8 protein-coding genes are annotated in these 14,794 nt (G+C 69.9%); 5 read left to right on the top strand and 3 right to left on the bottom strand.

What is annotated here, in order from left to right; all coding sequences use genetic code 11:
- Positions 1–31: 31 nt before the first annotated feature.
- The 5 genes from HWX03_RS32540 to HWX03_RS32520 all read left to right on the top strand — a co-directional run bounded on the left by HWX03_RS32540 (position 32) and on the right by HWX03_RS32520 (position 7,752).
- The gene (locus HWX03_RS32540; RefSeq protein ID WP_175874087.1) at positions 32–2,371 is read left to right on the top strand and encodes an acyl-CoA dehydrogenase family protein; all 2,340 of its coding nucleotides are present in this window, start codon (positions 32–34) and stop codon (positions 2,369–2,371) included.
- The gene (locus HWX03_RS32535) at positions 2,368–2,838 is read left to right on the top strand and encodes a MaoC family dehydratase (RefSeq protein ID WP_175874086.1); all 471 of its coding nucleotides are present in this window, start codon (positions 2,368–2,370) and stop codon (positions 2,836–2,838) included. The genes HWX03_RS32540 and HWX03_RS32535 overlap by 4 nt, the downstream gene beginning before the upstream one ends.
- Before the next feature lie 126 nt (positions 2,839–2,964).
- Positions 2,965–4,215 (top strand): MFS transporter, encoded by a 1,251-nt coding sequence (locus HWX03_RS32530; RefSeq protein WP_175874085.1) that lies wholly within the window; start codon positions 2,965–2,967, stop codon positions 4,213–4,215.
- A 134-nt stretch (positions 4,216–4,349) separates the two neighbouring features.
- On the top strand, positions 4,350–6,491 hold the full coding sequence (locus HWX03_RS32525; RefSeq protein ID WP_175874084.1) for an acetate--CoA ligase family protein: 2,142 nt from the start codon (positions 4,350–4,352) through the stop codon (positions 6,489–6,491).
- A gap of 109 nt (positions 6,492–6,600) precedes the next feature.
- Positions 6,601–7,752, top strand: coding sequence for an MFS transporter (locus HWX03_RS32520; RefSeq protein ID WP_347879544.1), 1,152 nt, complete (start codon positions 6,601–6,603; stop codon positions 7,750–7,752).
- A gap of 158 nt (positions 7,753–7,910) precedes the next feature.
- Here the strand turns inward: HWX03_RS32520 and treY are convergent, their stop codons facing one another.
- From treY to treZ, 3 genes are read right to left on the bottom strand one after another with little or no spacing between them, the layout of a single operon-like run.
- Complete coding sequence (gene treY, locus HWX03_RS32515) at positions 7,911–10,697, bottom strand: malto-oligosyltrehalose synthase (protein ID WP_175874082.1); 2,787 nt, start codon at positions 10,695–10,697, stop codon at positions 7,911–7,913.
- A complete protein-coding gene (malQ, locus tag HWX03_RS32510; protein ID WP_175874081.1) occupies positions 10,694–12,922 on the bottom strand; it encodes a 4-alpha-glucanotransferase in 2,229 nt (742 codons plus the stop codon). The genes treY and malQ overlap by 4 nt, the downstream gene beginning before the upstream one ends.
- Positions 12,919–14,790: a malto-oligosyltrehalose trehalohydrolase gene (gene treZ / locus HWX03_RS32505; RefSeq protein ID WP_175874080.1), complete on the bottom strand. Its 1,872-nt coding sequence runs from the start codon at positions 14,788–14,790 to the stop codon at positions 12,919–12,921. The genes malQ and treZ overlap by 4 nt, the downstream gene beginning before the upstream one ends.
- Positions 14,791–14,794 lie beyond the last annotated feature (4 nt).

Here is a 14,794-nt window from a genome sequence, read left to right as displayed (position 1 = left end):
GGCTTCCATTCGGAAACATCGTGGGAGTGTCATGGACGCGCAATCGCTGACAGCCATTCACGAAGCGGCACGGGATTACTTCGAGCGCAGCCGGAGCCTGCTGCGTTGTCGTGCGCATGTGGAAGCCGGCCCGAGTGCGGATGAACCCGGCTGGCCGGAGCTGGTCGCGCTCGGCTGGCCCGGCATGCTGGCCCCGGAGGCTGCTGGCGGGCTCGCGCTGGGCCTGGCCGGCGCGGCGGAAATCCTGCGAGCCGCCGGCGCCCATGTGGCGCCGGAACCGCTGCTTGCGGTGGCGGGCTTGAGTGCGTTGCTGCTGTCCCGGCTGGAAAGCGCGGCGGCGCACGCGCTGCTGGGCGAACTGGTGAAGGGCGAGACGCTGCCGGCGCTGGCATGGCAGGAAAACGCCGGCGATCTCGGCGCCGTGCCGCTTGCGTGCGGTTGCGACGTACGAGCCGATGGCAGCGTTTTGCTGCAGGGCGAAAAACTGATGGTGATCCCGGGCGCATCGGCCAGCGGATGGCTGGTGTCGGCGCGCGGCGACGACGAGACCGTGCTGCTGTGGGTGCCGCGCGGCACGGCCGGCGTGACCGAGCACCCCGTCGCGCTGACCGACGGTTGCCAGGCCGCGACGGTGCGTTTCGATCAGGTGCGGTTGCCGGGGGCGTCGGTGGTCGCGAGGGGCGAAGCCGCGCAAGACGCGCTGCGCCATGCGCTCGCCGCAGCCCAGATCCTCGAAGCGGCCGAGCTGCTCGGCGCCGGGCAGGCGCTGCTCACGCAGACGCGCAACTACCTCAACACACGCACCCAGTTCGGCCAGCCCATCGCGGCTTTCCAGGTGTTGCAGCACCGCTGCGTGGACATGTTCATCCATCTCGAAGTGGCGCAGGCCACGTTGAACGAAGTGCTGACGCTGGTGGACCATACCGCCGATCTGTCGCTCGACCGGCTCGAATACGAGGCCAGTCGCGTGAACGCACGCTGCAGCGCGGCTGCATTGCTGGCATCCCGCTCGGCGGTGCAGCTGCACGGCGCGATCGGTTACACGGACGAATGCGACGTCAGCCTGTTCTACAAGCGGGTGCTGCGGCTATCGGCGTGGCTCGGCAATGTGACGACGCATCAGCGGCGCTGTGCGGCGCTGGCGGAGACGGCGGCCGGTTCCATGGCCGGCACGGACCGCGAAACCGGTTGGGACGGCGCGTTCCCGCGCACCGCCGATTGGTCGGCCATGCCCGAACCCGAGTTCCGCCGCATGGTGCGGGCTTACTTGCGACGACACTATCCCGCGCACCTGCGCCATCTTTCGCACCGCGCGCGCTGGAGCGAGATCCGCGAGTGGTATCTGACGCTGTCGGCGCAGGGCTGGATCGCGCCGGCATGGCCGCAGGCGCACGGCGGGATGGGCTTGCCGCCCGACAAGCTGATCGCGTGGATCGAGGAGCTGGAGCAATACGGCGTGGCGCGTGCGCCGGACCAGGGCATCGTGATGATCGGGCCGCTGCTGATCCGGTACGGCACGGTCGAGCAGCGGCGTCACTTCCTGCCGCGCATCCTGAGCGGCGAGCATGTGTGGTGCCAAGGCTATTCCGAGCCCAATGCCGGTTCCGATCTGGCCAGCCTGCGCACGGAGGCCATCGCGGGGCACGATGCGCAAGGCGAGCACTTCATGGTCAACGGCCAGAAGATTTGGACCACGCTGGCGCAGGACGCCAACCACATCTTCATGCTGGTGCGCACCGACAGGCATGCGAGGAAGCAGGCGGGCATCAGTTTCCTGCTGTGCGACCTGCGCACGCCCGGCGTCACCGTCCGGCCGATCCGCACGCTGGCAGGGGAAGCCGAATTCTGCGAGGTGTTCTTCGACGATGTGCGCGTGCCGGCGGGGAACCTGGTCGGCGAGCTGAACGGCGGCTGGACCATCGCCAAGGCCCTGCTGGGATTCGAGCGAATTTTCCTTGGTAGCCCGAAGCAATCGCGCTATGCGTTGGGGCAGCTCGCGCGGCTCGCGCAGGAGCGCCATCTGCTGGACGATCCGGTGTTCTCGCAGCGCTATACGGCGCTGAGCCTCGACGTGGCGGATCTGTCGGCCGCCTACGGCGGCTTCGCCAGCATCGTCAAGGCCGGGCAGCCGCTGCCGGCCTCGGTGTCGCTGCTGAAGATCTGGGCCAGCGAGACCTATCACCGCATCGGCGCGCTGCTGGTCGAGTCGTGCGACGAACTCGGCGCGCTGGGCGACGACCAGGACCTGGGCGGCCAGTCGTTCAACGCGCTGTCGCCGCTGATCGGGGCGACCTCCGCGATGATCTACGGGGGCACCAACGAAATCCAGCGCAACATCCTCGCGCGCCAGGTACTGGGGTTGCCGGCATGACCGAAACGAAAGTGTTTGCGATCGATACGCTCGACGCGTTGCCGGCCTACGTCGGCCGGGAAGTCGCCGTGAGCCCCTGGTTTCCGATCCTGCAGGACCGCGTGACCCGGTTTGCCGAGGTTACCGAGGACAACCAGTGGATTCACGTCGATCCGGAACGGGCACGCAGGGAGTCGCCGTACGGCACCACGGTCGCCCACGGCTATCTCACCCTGTCGTTGCTGCCGTGTCTGGCGAGCGGCTGCATCCGGGTCGGCGGCGTCCGCATGGGGGTGAACTATGGTCTCAACCGCGTGCGCTTCGTGTCGCCCGTGCGGGTGGGCGACAGCATTCGCGCGCGGTTCACGTTGCGGGCCGCCGATCCGCTGCCGGGCGGCATGCAGGTGGTCTGGTACGCCGTCGTCGACGTGGGCGGCAGCGACAAGCCGGCATGCGTGGCGGAGATGGTATCCCGACGCTACGTGTAAGGCCGGAGCAGACCGCACGCCGGGGAACGTCATGCGGCCGCCGGCTGCATCGATATCACAATAAATCGCCTGATTCGCATTCAAGGCCGAACGGGCGAATGGACAACGATCCATCAGGAGACAGTCATGTCCGTCGTCGGCACCCCGCACTCCACGAGTGCATCCTCGCCCGGCACGACCGCCTGGGTTCTGCCGTTCGTGTTTTGCGTGCTGCTGCTGCTGGCCGACGGCGCCGACAACATGATCCTGTCGTACAGCCTGCCGCACCTGCGCGCGGAATTCCATCTCGGCGCGGCGCAGGCCGGCATGTTCGGCACCATTACGCTGATTGCGATGGCGCTCGGCGGTATCGTCGGCGGCTGGACCATGGACCGCTACGGCCGCGTGCGCACCCTGGTCTGGTCGATCGTGCTGTTCTCGCTGGGGACGGCCTGCCTCGGCTTCACGCAGAACTTCGGCCAGTTCGCGGTGGTCCGCTTCATCGGCGGGCTGGGCCTGGGGTCGACCTATGTCACCTGCAACATGCTGATATCGGAATACGTGCCGACCCGGCACCGGGCGCTTGCGCTCGGTACCTTGATGGCCGGCTGGTCGACCGGATACATCGTCGCCTCGTTGCTCGCCGGCTGGCTGCTGCCCACCCACGGCTGGCGCTGGCTGTTTTACGTGACCATCGTGCCGCTCGTCTTCGCGCTGCTCTCGCACTGGCTGATACCCGAGCCCGCGAGCTGGAGCGAGGCGCGCGCGCGGCGTGTCGCCGGCGGCCATGCGCCCGGCGGCTACCGGCTGATTTTCAGCCAGCCGAGCCACCGGCGGATGTTCGTCCTGTGGACGCTGACCAACTTCTTTTTCCTGTTCGGCTATTACGGCGTGGCCAATTGGTTGCCGACCTACCTGGAAAAGGAACTGCATATCAAGTTCAGCGCGATGATCGGCTACATGGTCGGTACCTACACGCTGATGATCATCGGGAAAATCCTGTTCGGCTTCCTATCCGACCGGATGGGACGTCGCGCCGTCTATCTGTTCGGCAGCTTCGCGACGGCCGTCTGCCTGCCGTTCATCGTGGCCTGTCAGACCCCGGACAACATCGTCTACCTGATGTGGCTGTTCGGCTTTCTGTACGGCATTCCCATCAGCACGAATGCGGCCTTCATGGCCGAAAGTTTCCCCACCGTCATTCGCGGCACGGCCGCCGGCGGCGCCTACAACCTCGGGCGATTCGGCGGCGCGATCGCGCCGGTCACCATCGGCTTGTTCGCCGACCATGTTTCGATCGGCGCCGGTTTCGTGCTGGTCGCGGCGATGTATTTCTGCACGGGGCTGTGCGCCACGTTCATCCCCGAGAAGGTTCACGATCCGCAGCAGGCCGATTGATTCGGCCACGACAACGAGGCCAACGATGCGCGGCTGCGCGCTGCCGCACGGCGACGTTCTTGTTGCGCGTCGTTGTGCTTCGTGGCGCGGTCACGAACGCAAGCCAGCTAGGAAAAATCAGGAGAGAAGTCGCGATGGACCCATTGGATTTCGATTTGCCAGCAGACCGTCCGGCCAGGCCGGACACCGCCGAGCATGCCTTGCGTTGCCTGCTGAACCCACGCAGTGTCGCGATCGTCGGGGCATCCGACGACGTCCAGCGCATCGGCGGTCGCCCCATCGCGTACATGCGGAAGCAGCATTACGACGGGCGGTTGATGCCGGTCAATCCGAATCGCGGCGAGATTCAGGGGCTGCCGGCGTTCGCCAGCGTGCAGGCGCTTCCCGAGACGCCCGAGGTCGCCATCGTTGCCGTGCCGGCAAAACTTGCGCCGCAAGTCGTTGCCGATCTCGGCGCGCTCGGCACGCCCGCGGCCATCGTTTTTTCCGCCGGTTTCGCCGAAACCGGCGAGGACGGCGCGCAACTCGAGCGCGCGTTGCTGGCATCGGCACGCTCGAGCGGTATCCGGTTGCTCGGCCCCAACTCGCTTGGGACGCTCACCCCGCGCCGAGGGTTTTACGGCAGCTTCACCACGGTGGTCGAGACGGGATTCCCGTTGGCGGGGCGCGTCGGCATCGCCAGCCAGTCGGGCGCATATGGCGGCCACATCCTCGGGCTCGCCCGGGCCGTCGGCATCGGCATTTCATCGGCGACCATGACCGGCAACGAGGCCGACGTGAGTCTGGGCGACCTGGTGCGGGCGTTGGTCGACGACGACGAAACCGATGTGATCGCCGTTTATTCCGAGGGCATTCGCGATGGCGCGGGATTCCTGTCGGCGCTCGAGGCGGCGCGCCTGGCGCGCAAGCCCGTGGTGCTCATGAAAGTCGGCACCAGCACCGTGGGACGCATCGCGGCCCAGTCGCATACGGCCTCCATCGCGGGAGACGATGCCGTGACCGATGCGGTGCTGGCCGATTACGGCGTGGTGCGCGCGCGTTCCACCGAGCACATGCTCGATGTCGTGCGCCTGGCGACGCGGCGCATCTACCCCGTCAATAATTCGCTGGGCGTCATCACCGTCAGTGGCGGCGCGGGCGTCATCGTGTCCGATGCGGCCGAAGCGGCCGGTTTGGCCATGCCCGAAATGCCGGCGGCAGCCCAGCGACACCTGAAGGAACTGATCCCGTTTTCGGCGCCGCGCAATCCGGTCGACTGCACGGCCCAGTTCCTCAACGACCTGAGCATCGCCGCGCGCTTTACCGAAGCCGTCGTCCAGGAAGGCGGCTATCGATCGATCCTCGGCTTCTTCACCTATACGGTGGAGGTCGCATCGATCGCCGATGGACTGCGGGCGCATCTCAAGGCCGTGAGGGACAAGTACCCGGATCGTCTGTTCGTGTTGTCGATCCTGGCGTCGCAGGAACGGATGCGTCAGTACGAGGAGGACGGTTTCACGGTGTTCGAGGATCCGGCGCGCGCGACGGCGGCCATCGACGCGATGGGCCGGTTCGGCGACGCATTTGCGCGTGCGCCGCGGTTACCGGCGCCCGACGTGCCGGCGATCGCGCTGCCCGAGACGGCACCCAGCGAAGCACGAGCGAAGCAATGGTTGTCGCAAGCCGGCATCCCGGTCGTGCCGGAGCGTGGTTGCACGTCCGCGGCCGAAGCCATCGCCGCCGCCGAAGCGCTGGGCTTCCCGGTGGTCATGAAGATTCTTTCCGCCGACATCGTGCACAAGTCGGAAATCGGCGGCGTGATCGTCGGCGTGGCCGACGCCGAGGCGGTCGACACCGCTTTCGAGACGTTGATGGCACGTGCGCGGCGAGCGGCGCCCGGCGCAAGCCTGGAAGGCGTGCTGGTGGCAAAGCAGCTGAGCGGCGGCGTGGAGTGCATCCTGGGCATCCAGTGCGATCCGGTGTTCGGTCCGGTCGCCATGTTCGGGCTGGGCGGCATCTTCGTTGAAGTCATCCAGGATGTGGTGTTGCGTCGCTGCCCGTTCGGCGAGGACCTGGCGGAACAGATGATTCTCTCGATCAAGGGCGCGCCGCTCTTGCTCGGTGCGCGTGGGAGACCACCGGTCGACGTCAAGGCGCTGGCGGCGATGCTCGCGCGGCTGTCGGTTGTCGCGCATCAGGCCGGCCCGCGCTTGCAGGCGATCGACCTGAACCCGGTATTCGCGCTGCCGGTCGGCCAGGGGGCATTTGCAGCCGACGCGGTGATCGAGCTTCGGTAGCGTATTTTGTTCGTGCTTGTGGCGCATCGAGAGGCGTGGGACGAAGAGAAGGGCGGGTACATGCGGCAATGAATTCTCTTTGAATTGAAAACCAATCGGTTGAGCGTTATTGGCTGAAAGACGGCGGGTATTGACCCAATCTTCTCGGAGCGTTGCCGATCGTCATTCGTTTTGCGCGGCCTTGACGCTCGCGCTTTGCGCACCTGGCGACACGTTGCTCTATCTGCTGTTGCCGATGCATACGCGTGACTTCGGCGTCGGTTTCGCGCAAGCAGGGATTTTGCTGGGAGCCAACCGGCTGGTCCGGATCGCCGGTTATGCCTACGTGCTGCGCTTTTATGGCAAACACGGCGATCGCACAACGTCCTTGTGGGCCGCGCTGGCGACAGCATGCTGCGCATTCGGATACGCGACGCTTTCCGGATTCTGGGCAATCCTGGTGTTGCGGCTGATGTGGGGAATGTCGTTCGCCGCGCTGAATCTGTCGGCTCAGGTCCTGGCGACTTCGAACCCGGCCGATCTCGCCCGTCGCGTCGGTAGATCGCGGGCGGTCTTCGCGAGCGGCCCGATGCTGGCGCTGCCTGTCGGTGCCGCGCTGACCTTGGCATATGGTCCACGCGTCATTTTTTTTCTGCTCGGCGGGGTGGCTCTGCTCGGCGTGATCCAGGCGCTCCGTCTGCCGGATGGCCCGCACCCAGCCGTTACCCTGTCCGATCGGCGTATCCGCCTGCCCGATAGCGTTGCGATTTGGTCGTTCATGGAAGGCGTCATCCTGGATGGTCTGTTTATCGTGGGATTGTCGACCATCGCAGAGCAGCATATGCCGGCGACCGGTGTGGTTGCGGCAGGTGTGCTGCTCGCGCTGCGATACGCGGCGGAAATGCTGCTCAGTCCGCTCGGCGGACGCGCCGCGCACCGCTGGGGCGCAGTCCGCATGCTTGTCGTGTTGTCCCTGCTGTCGGGCGGGGCGTTGATCGGCTACGGGAGCCAATGGTTCGTCGTCTGCGGCGGCGGCATCCTGGTGCTGCGCGCGCTTCAGCTGCCACTCGTCACCACGGTTGTCGCGCAGCAACATCCGACCATGCGCGTGCAAGCGCTGGCGTCGAACGCGGTATGGCGCGACATCGGCTCGGGCATCGGTCCTCTGATCGCGGGGTTCCTGCTGCCGGTCGCTTCGCCAATGTTGATCTATAGCGGCGCCGCGATTTTTCTGTCGATCAGCGCGCTGTTGTGCGGTCTGCAGTACGGGCGCAAAGCATGACGGGCAACGTGCCGAAATTTGCCGTCAGGATATTGCATCGAATCGGGCTCGACCTTGCCATACGAGGATGAGGATATGTCGTCAGCATTGCGGCGACTTTTGCCGGACGGCCATGCGAAAGCGCGTCTCGGGCGCGCCCGCGCCTCTACACAAATCGATCATGGCGCCGGGCGCTTCGCATCAGCAGTCACCAGCACCGCGACCGGCAACGCGGCGAGGCAGCGATCGAGTCGTATCGTGCCGTCCCGCGCATCGATTTCCCTGCCGTCATCGAGCCAGTCGATCCAGGGCCCTTCGACGCCGCATGGCAGTACGACCGCCGTATCGCCCCATTGCGCCGGCTCCACCCGCGGCAACCCGGGCGCTTCACCCATCAACCGGCACGCGAGCCGCGTCGCGACCACCACCACGGTGGCCGCGTCGTCGCACCGCGCGAACGCCACCGCATGCCGAGCGAGCGTGCCGCGCACACGCAGTGGAACGTACGCGCCGTCCGCAAACGTCGCCGGCCACCGCGCACGCAGCGCCAGCATCCGCTCGATCAGCGCGCGTTTCACGCGTGCATCGGGCCACGTCGGCAGATACGACGCGACCGGCCCGTCGACCGGTTCGGCCGCCAGCGTCGCGAACGGCACGTCGCGCCGGTTGTCCGGATCGACGAGCGAGTGATCCCATGACTCGGTACCTTGATACAGATCGGGCACGCCGGGCGACGCGATCCGCAGCGCGGTTTGCGTCAGGCTGTTGACGACGCCGGCCGGCGCGATCCGCGCGACGAACGCGTGCAGCCGATGCGGAAAATCGCCGGCGCCGCGCGGCGTCAGGATCGCGCGAACGAACGCTTCGCAGCCGTGCTCGTAATCCGGCTCGGGCGCGAGCCAGTCGGTGTATTGCTTCGCTTCGCGCAGCGCCTTCGTCTGCCATTGCACGACGCGTGTCGCGAGCGCGCCGAGGCCGGCCGCATCGTCGGGCGCGAGCGCGGGGGGCCAGCAGCCGACGAGCGTCTGGTACAGCATCGCCTCGGCGGCCGGCCCGGGCGTCCACGCGAGGTCGCGGTGCGCGCCGCCGCGATGCGGCAGGTTCAGCGCCGACCAGTCGAGCGACACCGCACGCCACGCGTCGGGCACCTCGCTCAGCACCGCGAGCCGCGCACGCGCGTCCTCGCCGCGCTTGTGGTCGTGCGTGGCCGTCGCGACGAGCCCGTGCGGCACGGTGCGCGCGCGGTGCCGGTTGCGCGCATGGAATGCGCCGCGCGACAGGCTGAAGTCGCCGGCGTCCGCGCCGACCTCGTTGCGCGACAGGAGCCGGCCATAGCGATAGTTGGCCGTATCCTCGACGCCCTTCGCGGCCAGCGGCGCGGTGAGCTGCGCGAACGCGACGCGCGCCGCGACCAGCGCATCGGCGTCGGCGCGCGGCACGCGCACGACCGGCAAGCCGAGCCACGCGGCGACGCGCTCGAGCGCGAACCGGTCGGCCGGATCGACCGCTGCGTATGCACCGTCGTACGCCTGGGCGAGTACGCGACGGTCGGCGTCGGTTGGTTCGTCGCCCGGCGCCGGATACATCCGGTACACGGGCAGCCGCACCGCGAGTTCGCCGAGCACGCGCTGGATCGCGATCCGGCTGACGTCACGCGTCGCGGGCGACGCCCGCGCGATCCCGTGCAGCAACCGCGCGACCCGTGCATGCTCGGCGGCGAGCTGGCGCATCAGCACGCGACGCTTGCCGTCGAGCGCTTCCTGCGCGAACGTGCGCGTCGAACCCGATACGGCCGCCCAGTGCGCGGCGAGCGGCTCGGCGCCGGCCGGGTCGTGCAGCAGCGCGCCGACGTCGTTCATGAAGTCGTAGCCGGTGGTGCCGTCGACGGCCCAGTCGGTGCGCAGCGTCTCGCCGGGCGCGAGGATCTTCTCGACGACGACGTAGGGTCTCGCGTCGCGCCGCACGTCGCGCTGCGCGGCGAGCCGCGCGTGCAGCCGGCGACAATACGCGCCCGGATCGGCGAGGCCGTCGACGTGATCGACGCGTACGCCGTCGACGAGCCCGGCCGCATGGAGGCGCAGCGGCAGCGCGTGAACGGCGTCGAACACCGCGTCGTCTTCCACGCGCACGGCCGCAAGCGTCGCGATGTCGAAGAAGCGCCGCCAGTTCAGCTCGTCGGCGGCCGTGCGCCACCAGGCGAGCCGGTAGTGCTGGCGTTCGAGCAGCCGGTGCAGGCACGCGCGCGAGCGCGCGCGGCGCGGATCGGCGCCGCGCAGTACCGCGTCGAGCGCGTGCGGGCCGTGCGCGGCCGCATGGTCGCGCAGCGCCGCATGGGCGGCGGCGAGCCGCGCGCTGTCGCGTGCCGGCGCGGCGTCGAAGCGCTCGGCGAGCGCGTTCAGGTCCGCGCGGTTCGCGATGCGCAGGATCTCCGCGTAGGTGGCGGCGGCGACCGGCAGCCGCCGCCCCGGGCACGCGATATAGAAGCGGCCCGCGGCCGGATGGGCGCGCAGCGTGATGTCGCCGGCCGCGAGCGCATCGCCGTACGGCGCGCCGAGGCACGGCAGCAGCACCTTGCCGTCGAGCGCGGGGTCGGGCGGATGCCAGTCGATGTCGAAGGTGCGCGCGTACGGGCTCGCCGGCCCCCATTCGAGCACGTCGTTCCACCAGCCGTTCGACGACCCGCCGACGCCCATGTGGTTCGGCACGATGTCGACGATCACGCCGAGGCCGCGCGCGCGCAGCGCGTCGACGAGCCGCATGAAGCCGGCTTCGCCGCCGAGTTCCGCGCCGAGCGCGCCGTAGTCGACGGTGTCGTAGCCGTGCAGCGAGCCGGGTTCGGCCGTCGACACCGGCGACAGGTACAGGTGGCTGACGCCGAGCCGCGCGAAGTAGTCGGCATGCGCGGCCGCGTCGTCGAACGTGAAGCCCGCATGCAGCTGCAGTCGCAGCGTCGCGCGTGGGGTCATGGGCCGTGCCTCCGCGCGCGGCGCGCGTGCACGACGGCGGCGATGCGCGTGCGCACGTCGGTGTCGAACAGCGTGTCGATCGTGCGCGGCAGCCGCTGCCGCCAGTTCGGATGGCCGCACGGCGGCCCCGGCAGGTTCGGCTGCGCGTCGAGCGCGAGCAGATCCTCGAGCGGCAGCAGCGCGAGCGGCGACGGGCTGCTCGCGACGTATCCGAGGATCGCGGTCACCGGCGGCATGTCGGCCGGCGGCATCGCGGCGTCGGCCGGCACGCACCCGGCCTCCTGCAGCGCGTGCCACAGCGCCGCGCGCTCGGTGGCGCGTTCCGCGTGAGCGGCGAGCAGCTCGGGAGGCGACGCCGGCGGAGGTGTCGCATTACCCGATTCGGGACGCTGCGTGGTGTCGTGTCCGAGCGCCATGCTTTGCACGATCTCGTCCGAATCGTGCGCGCTCGCATCGCCCGGCGCCGGTGCGGCGACGTCGTGCGGCGGCTGCGTTGCGTCGCGCCGTTTCGCGGCTGCGGCCTCGGCTGCCACGCGCCGCCATCCGAGATCGACGCCGCGCCACCAGCCGGCCACGGTCGGCAGATCGTGCGTCGACGTCGTCGCGATCGCATTGCGATCCCACGCGGACGGCGGCCGGAACGCGCCGTTCGCATCGCGCTCGAACCACAGCACGCGCATGCCCGCGACACCTTGCGAGCCGAGCCGTTCGCGCAATCCCGCCGGCACGGTGCCGAGATCCTCGCCGATCGCGATCGCGCGATGCCGGGCCGCTTCGAGCGCGACGAGCCGCACCAGATCGTCGAGCGGATAGCGCAGGTACGCGCCGCTGCGCGGCGCGCCGCCGTCCGGCACGATCCACATCCGTGCGAAGCCGAGCACGTGATCGATGCGGATGCCGCCCGCGTGCGCGAACGCGGCGCGCAGCAGCTCGATGAACGGCATGAAGCCGTCCGCGCGCAGCGCATCGGGCGTCCACGTCGTCACACCCCACGCCTGGCCGGCCGCATTGAACAGGTCGGGCGGCGCGCCGAGCGACACGCCGCGCAGCAGCGTCGTGCCGTGGGCCCACGCGTCGCTCCCGGCGCGATCCGAACCGACCGCGAGATCGGCGATCAGGCCGGTCGCCATGCCCGCGCCGCGCGCCGCATGCTGCGCGTCGCCGAGCGCGCGCGACGCGCACCATTGCAGGAAGGTGTGGAACGCGACCGTGTCGGCATGCGCGTGCGCGAACGCGTCGACTTCCGCCGATCCCGGCATGCGCCACGGTGCGGGCCACTGCCGCCAGTCCGCGCCGATCCCGTGCTCGATGCAGAACGCCTGCAGCGCATCGAAGCGCGCATGCGCGTCGAGCGCCGCGCCGCCCGCCGCGCGAAAACGCTGGTACGTGTCGCGCGACGGGTCGTCGCTGGCGCGCCACGCGTCGAAGCACGCACGCAGGCGGTGCAGCTTCATCGGCAGCACGCGGGGCCAGTCGATCAGCGCGGCGGCGGCCGGGGCCGCGGATGAGCGAGGCGCGGCATCGGCGCCCGGCACCGCGTCGCAGTCGAGATACGCGACGTTGTGCCAGCGTCGCGACGACGGCGAATACGGGCTGTCGTGCGCGGGGAGCGCCGGATAGCCGGCATGCGTCGGGCTGATCGCCACCGCCTGCGCGCCGTGGCGCGCCGCCTGGGCGGCCAGCCGCGCGAGCGCCGTATAGTCGCCCGCGCCGTCGTCGCCGGTGCGGCGCAGGCTGTAGAGCTGCGCCGCGATACCCCAGCGGCCCGCGTCGTGGGTGCGGGCGAACGCGTCGAACGGCTGCGCACGCGGCGGCGCAATCGCCAGCCCGATGCGCTGTTCGCCGACGTCGAGCGCGTGATAGCCGGGCATCGCGAGCGGCGGCAGCGTGCCGTGTTCGCCCGCGCCGCCCACGCGCCCATCCACGTGCCCGCCGGTTTCGAGCGAGATCCGGAAGCGTGCGCCCGGCTGCGCGACGGTCGTGGGCAGCGTCAGCGGCAGGCCGGCATCGCCGGTCACGACGCGCGGCGGCGACGCGTTCGCGTCGGCGAGCGCCGCCGCGCTGTCGACCCGCTGGATCGCGGTGCCGCACGGCCAGCCGAGCGCATCGACGAGCGCGACGAGCGCGTCGTCGTCCACGCGCCGCGCGACGCCGCCCGCGTCGGTCCAGTCGGGTTCCACGCCGGCCGCACGGGCGAGCGCCGCGATCGGGACGTCGGTCGTCATGATCGGCTCCGTCCGTTCGCGCGGTGCTGCCGCGCATCCTGGTTGACCGCGCCGTCGCGCCACGCGATGCACGCGCGGGGCGGCACGTGCCCGCCGGGCAGCCGGTCGCGCGCGCGCGGCGGCGTCTCGAACACGATCTTGCCGACCGGCAGCGCGGGCAGCGCCGCGTCGTGCGAGCCGAGATTCAGCGCGATCGTCAGCGTGCTGCCGTCGCCGAGGCGCCAGCGCGCGACGAGCGCGGGCGGGTCGCCTTCGCCCGCGAGCAGGTCGACGCCGAGCGACTGCACGCCGGCCAGGTGCGGCATCACGAGCGCCGCGCGCACGGCCAGCGCGCTGCGGTAGAAGCGCCGCCACGCGGCCGCGTCGGGCCACGACTCGTCGGGCGGATGGTGCGACGACGAACGCACGAACGTCGCGATGTCGTTCGGGTCGGGAATCGCGTCGCGATGCGCGGCGTCGGCGAACGCGGGAAACGCGGCGAATTCGCGGCGCCGGCCATCTCGCACCGCGTCGGCGAGGGCGCCGCGATAGTCGGTGAAGAACTGGAACGGCTGCGTGCTGCCGTCTTCCTCGCCCATGAACAGCAGCGGGATCCACGGCGCGAGCAGCATCAGCGCGGTGGCCGCGCGCACCGCGTCGTCGTTCGCGAGCGCGCGCAGCCGTTCGCCGAACGCGCGGTTGCCGATCTGGTCGTGGTTCTGCAGGAACGCGACGAACGCGGTCGGCGGCAAATGCGCGCTCGGCTCGCCGCGCGCGGCGCCGTCGTGCAGCGGCGACGGCTCGCCCTGGTATGCGAAGCCTTCGCCGAGCGTGCGCGCGAAATGGCGCAGTGGCGCGTCGGCGTAGGCGCGGTAGTAGCCGTCGCGCTCGCCGGTCAGCAGCACGTGCGCGCTGTTGTGGAAGTCGTCGTTCCATTGCGCGTCGAAGCCGCCGGGGCCGAGCAGGCTCGCGGTATTGCGCTCGTTCTCCAGCACGAGATGCACGTGGCGCGCATCGCCCGCGTATGCGCGCACGCGGCGCGCGAGTTCGCGCAGCCACGCGTCGTCGTCGATCGCGTGCGCGGCGTCGATGCGCAGCCCGTCGAAACGGTACTCGTCGAGCCAGTACAGCGCGTTGTCGATGAAGAACGCGCTCGTCTGCGGGCGGGAGAAGTCGATCGCCGGTCCCCACGCGGTCTGCCGATCCGCGCGGAAGAAGTCGGGCGCGTAGCGCGGCAGCAGGTTGCCTTCGGGGCCGAAGTGGTTGTACACGACGTCGAGGAACACCTGCAGCCCGAGCCCGTGCGCGGTATCGACCAGCGATTTCAGTTCCTCGGGCCGCCCGTACGACGCGTCGGGCGCGAACGGCAGCACGCCGTCGTAGCCCCAGTTGCGCGCGCCGGGGAACGCGTTGACGGGCATCAGCTCGACCGCGGTCACGCCGAGTTCGGCGATCGACGGCAGCCGCCGCTCGACGGCCGCGTAGCCGCCGCATGCGCCGACATGCAGCTCGTACAGCACCGTCTCGTGCCACGGGCGGCCGCGCCACCCGTCGTGGCGCCAGCGGTACGCGGCCGGATCGACGACCTGGCTCGGGCCCAGCACGTCGTAAGGCTGGAAGCGCGACGCGGGATCGGCCACCGCGAGCGCGTCGTCGAGCAGGTAGCGGTACAGCGTGCCGGGGCCGCACGGCGCGACCGTCTCGAACCAGCCGTCGCCGGCCGGTGTCATCGGCATCGCACGGCCGCCTTCGTCCTGCAGCTCGACGGCGGCCGTGCGGCTCGCGGGCGCCCACAGCCGGAAGCGCGTGCGGTCGGCATCGACGCAGGTCGCGCCGAACGACGATTCGAAGGCATGCGTGCCGATGGGGCGGGCGGAACGAGAAGTCATGGCG

Source organism: Burkholderia sp. BCC0397 (assembly GCF_902832865.1).
Lineage (GTDB): Bacteria > Pseudomonadota > Gammaproteobacteria > Burkholderiales > Burkholderiaceae > Burkholderia.
Note: the sequence above shows the minus strand (reverse complement) of the source record. Positions and strands in the feature narration are given on the sequence as shown.

Excerpts from the sequence above, each read along its gene's own strand:
- HWX03_RS32540 (WP_175874087.1), top strand. The coding sequence starts at position 32 with ATGGACGCGCAATCGCTGACAGCCATTCACGAAGCGGCACGGGATTAC.
- HWX03_RS32535 (WP_175874086.1), top strand. The coding sequence starts at position 2,368 with ATGACCGAAACGAAAGTGTTTGCGATCGATACGCTCGACGCGTTGCCG.
- HWX03_RS32530 (WP_175874085.1), top strand. The coding sequence starts at position 2,965 with ATGTCCGTCGTCGGCACCCCGCACTCCACGAGTGCATCCTCGCCCGGC.
- HWX03_RS32525 (WP_175874084.1), top strand. The coding sequence starts at position 4,350 with ATGGACCCATTGGATTTCGATTTGCCAGCAGACCGTCCGGCCAGGCCG.
- treY (WP_175874082.1), bottom strand. The coding sequence starts at position 10,697 with ATGACCCCACGCGCGACGCTGCGACTGCAGCTGCATGCGGGCTTCACG.
- malQ (WP_175874081.1), bottom strand. The coding sequence starts at position 12,922 with ATGACGACCGACGTCCCGATCGCGGCGCTCGCCCGTGCGGCCGGCGTG.
- treZ (WP_175874080.1), bottom strand. The coding sequence starts at position 14,790 with ATGACTTCTCGTTCCGCCCGCCCCATCGGCACGCATGCCTTCGAATCG.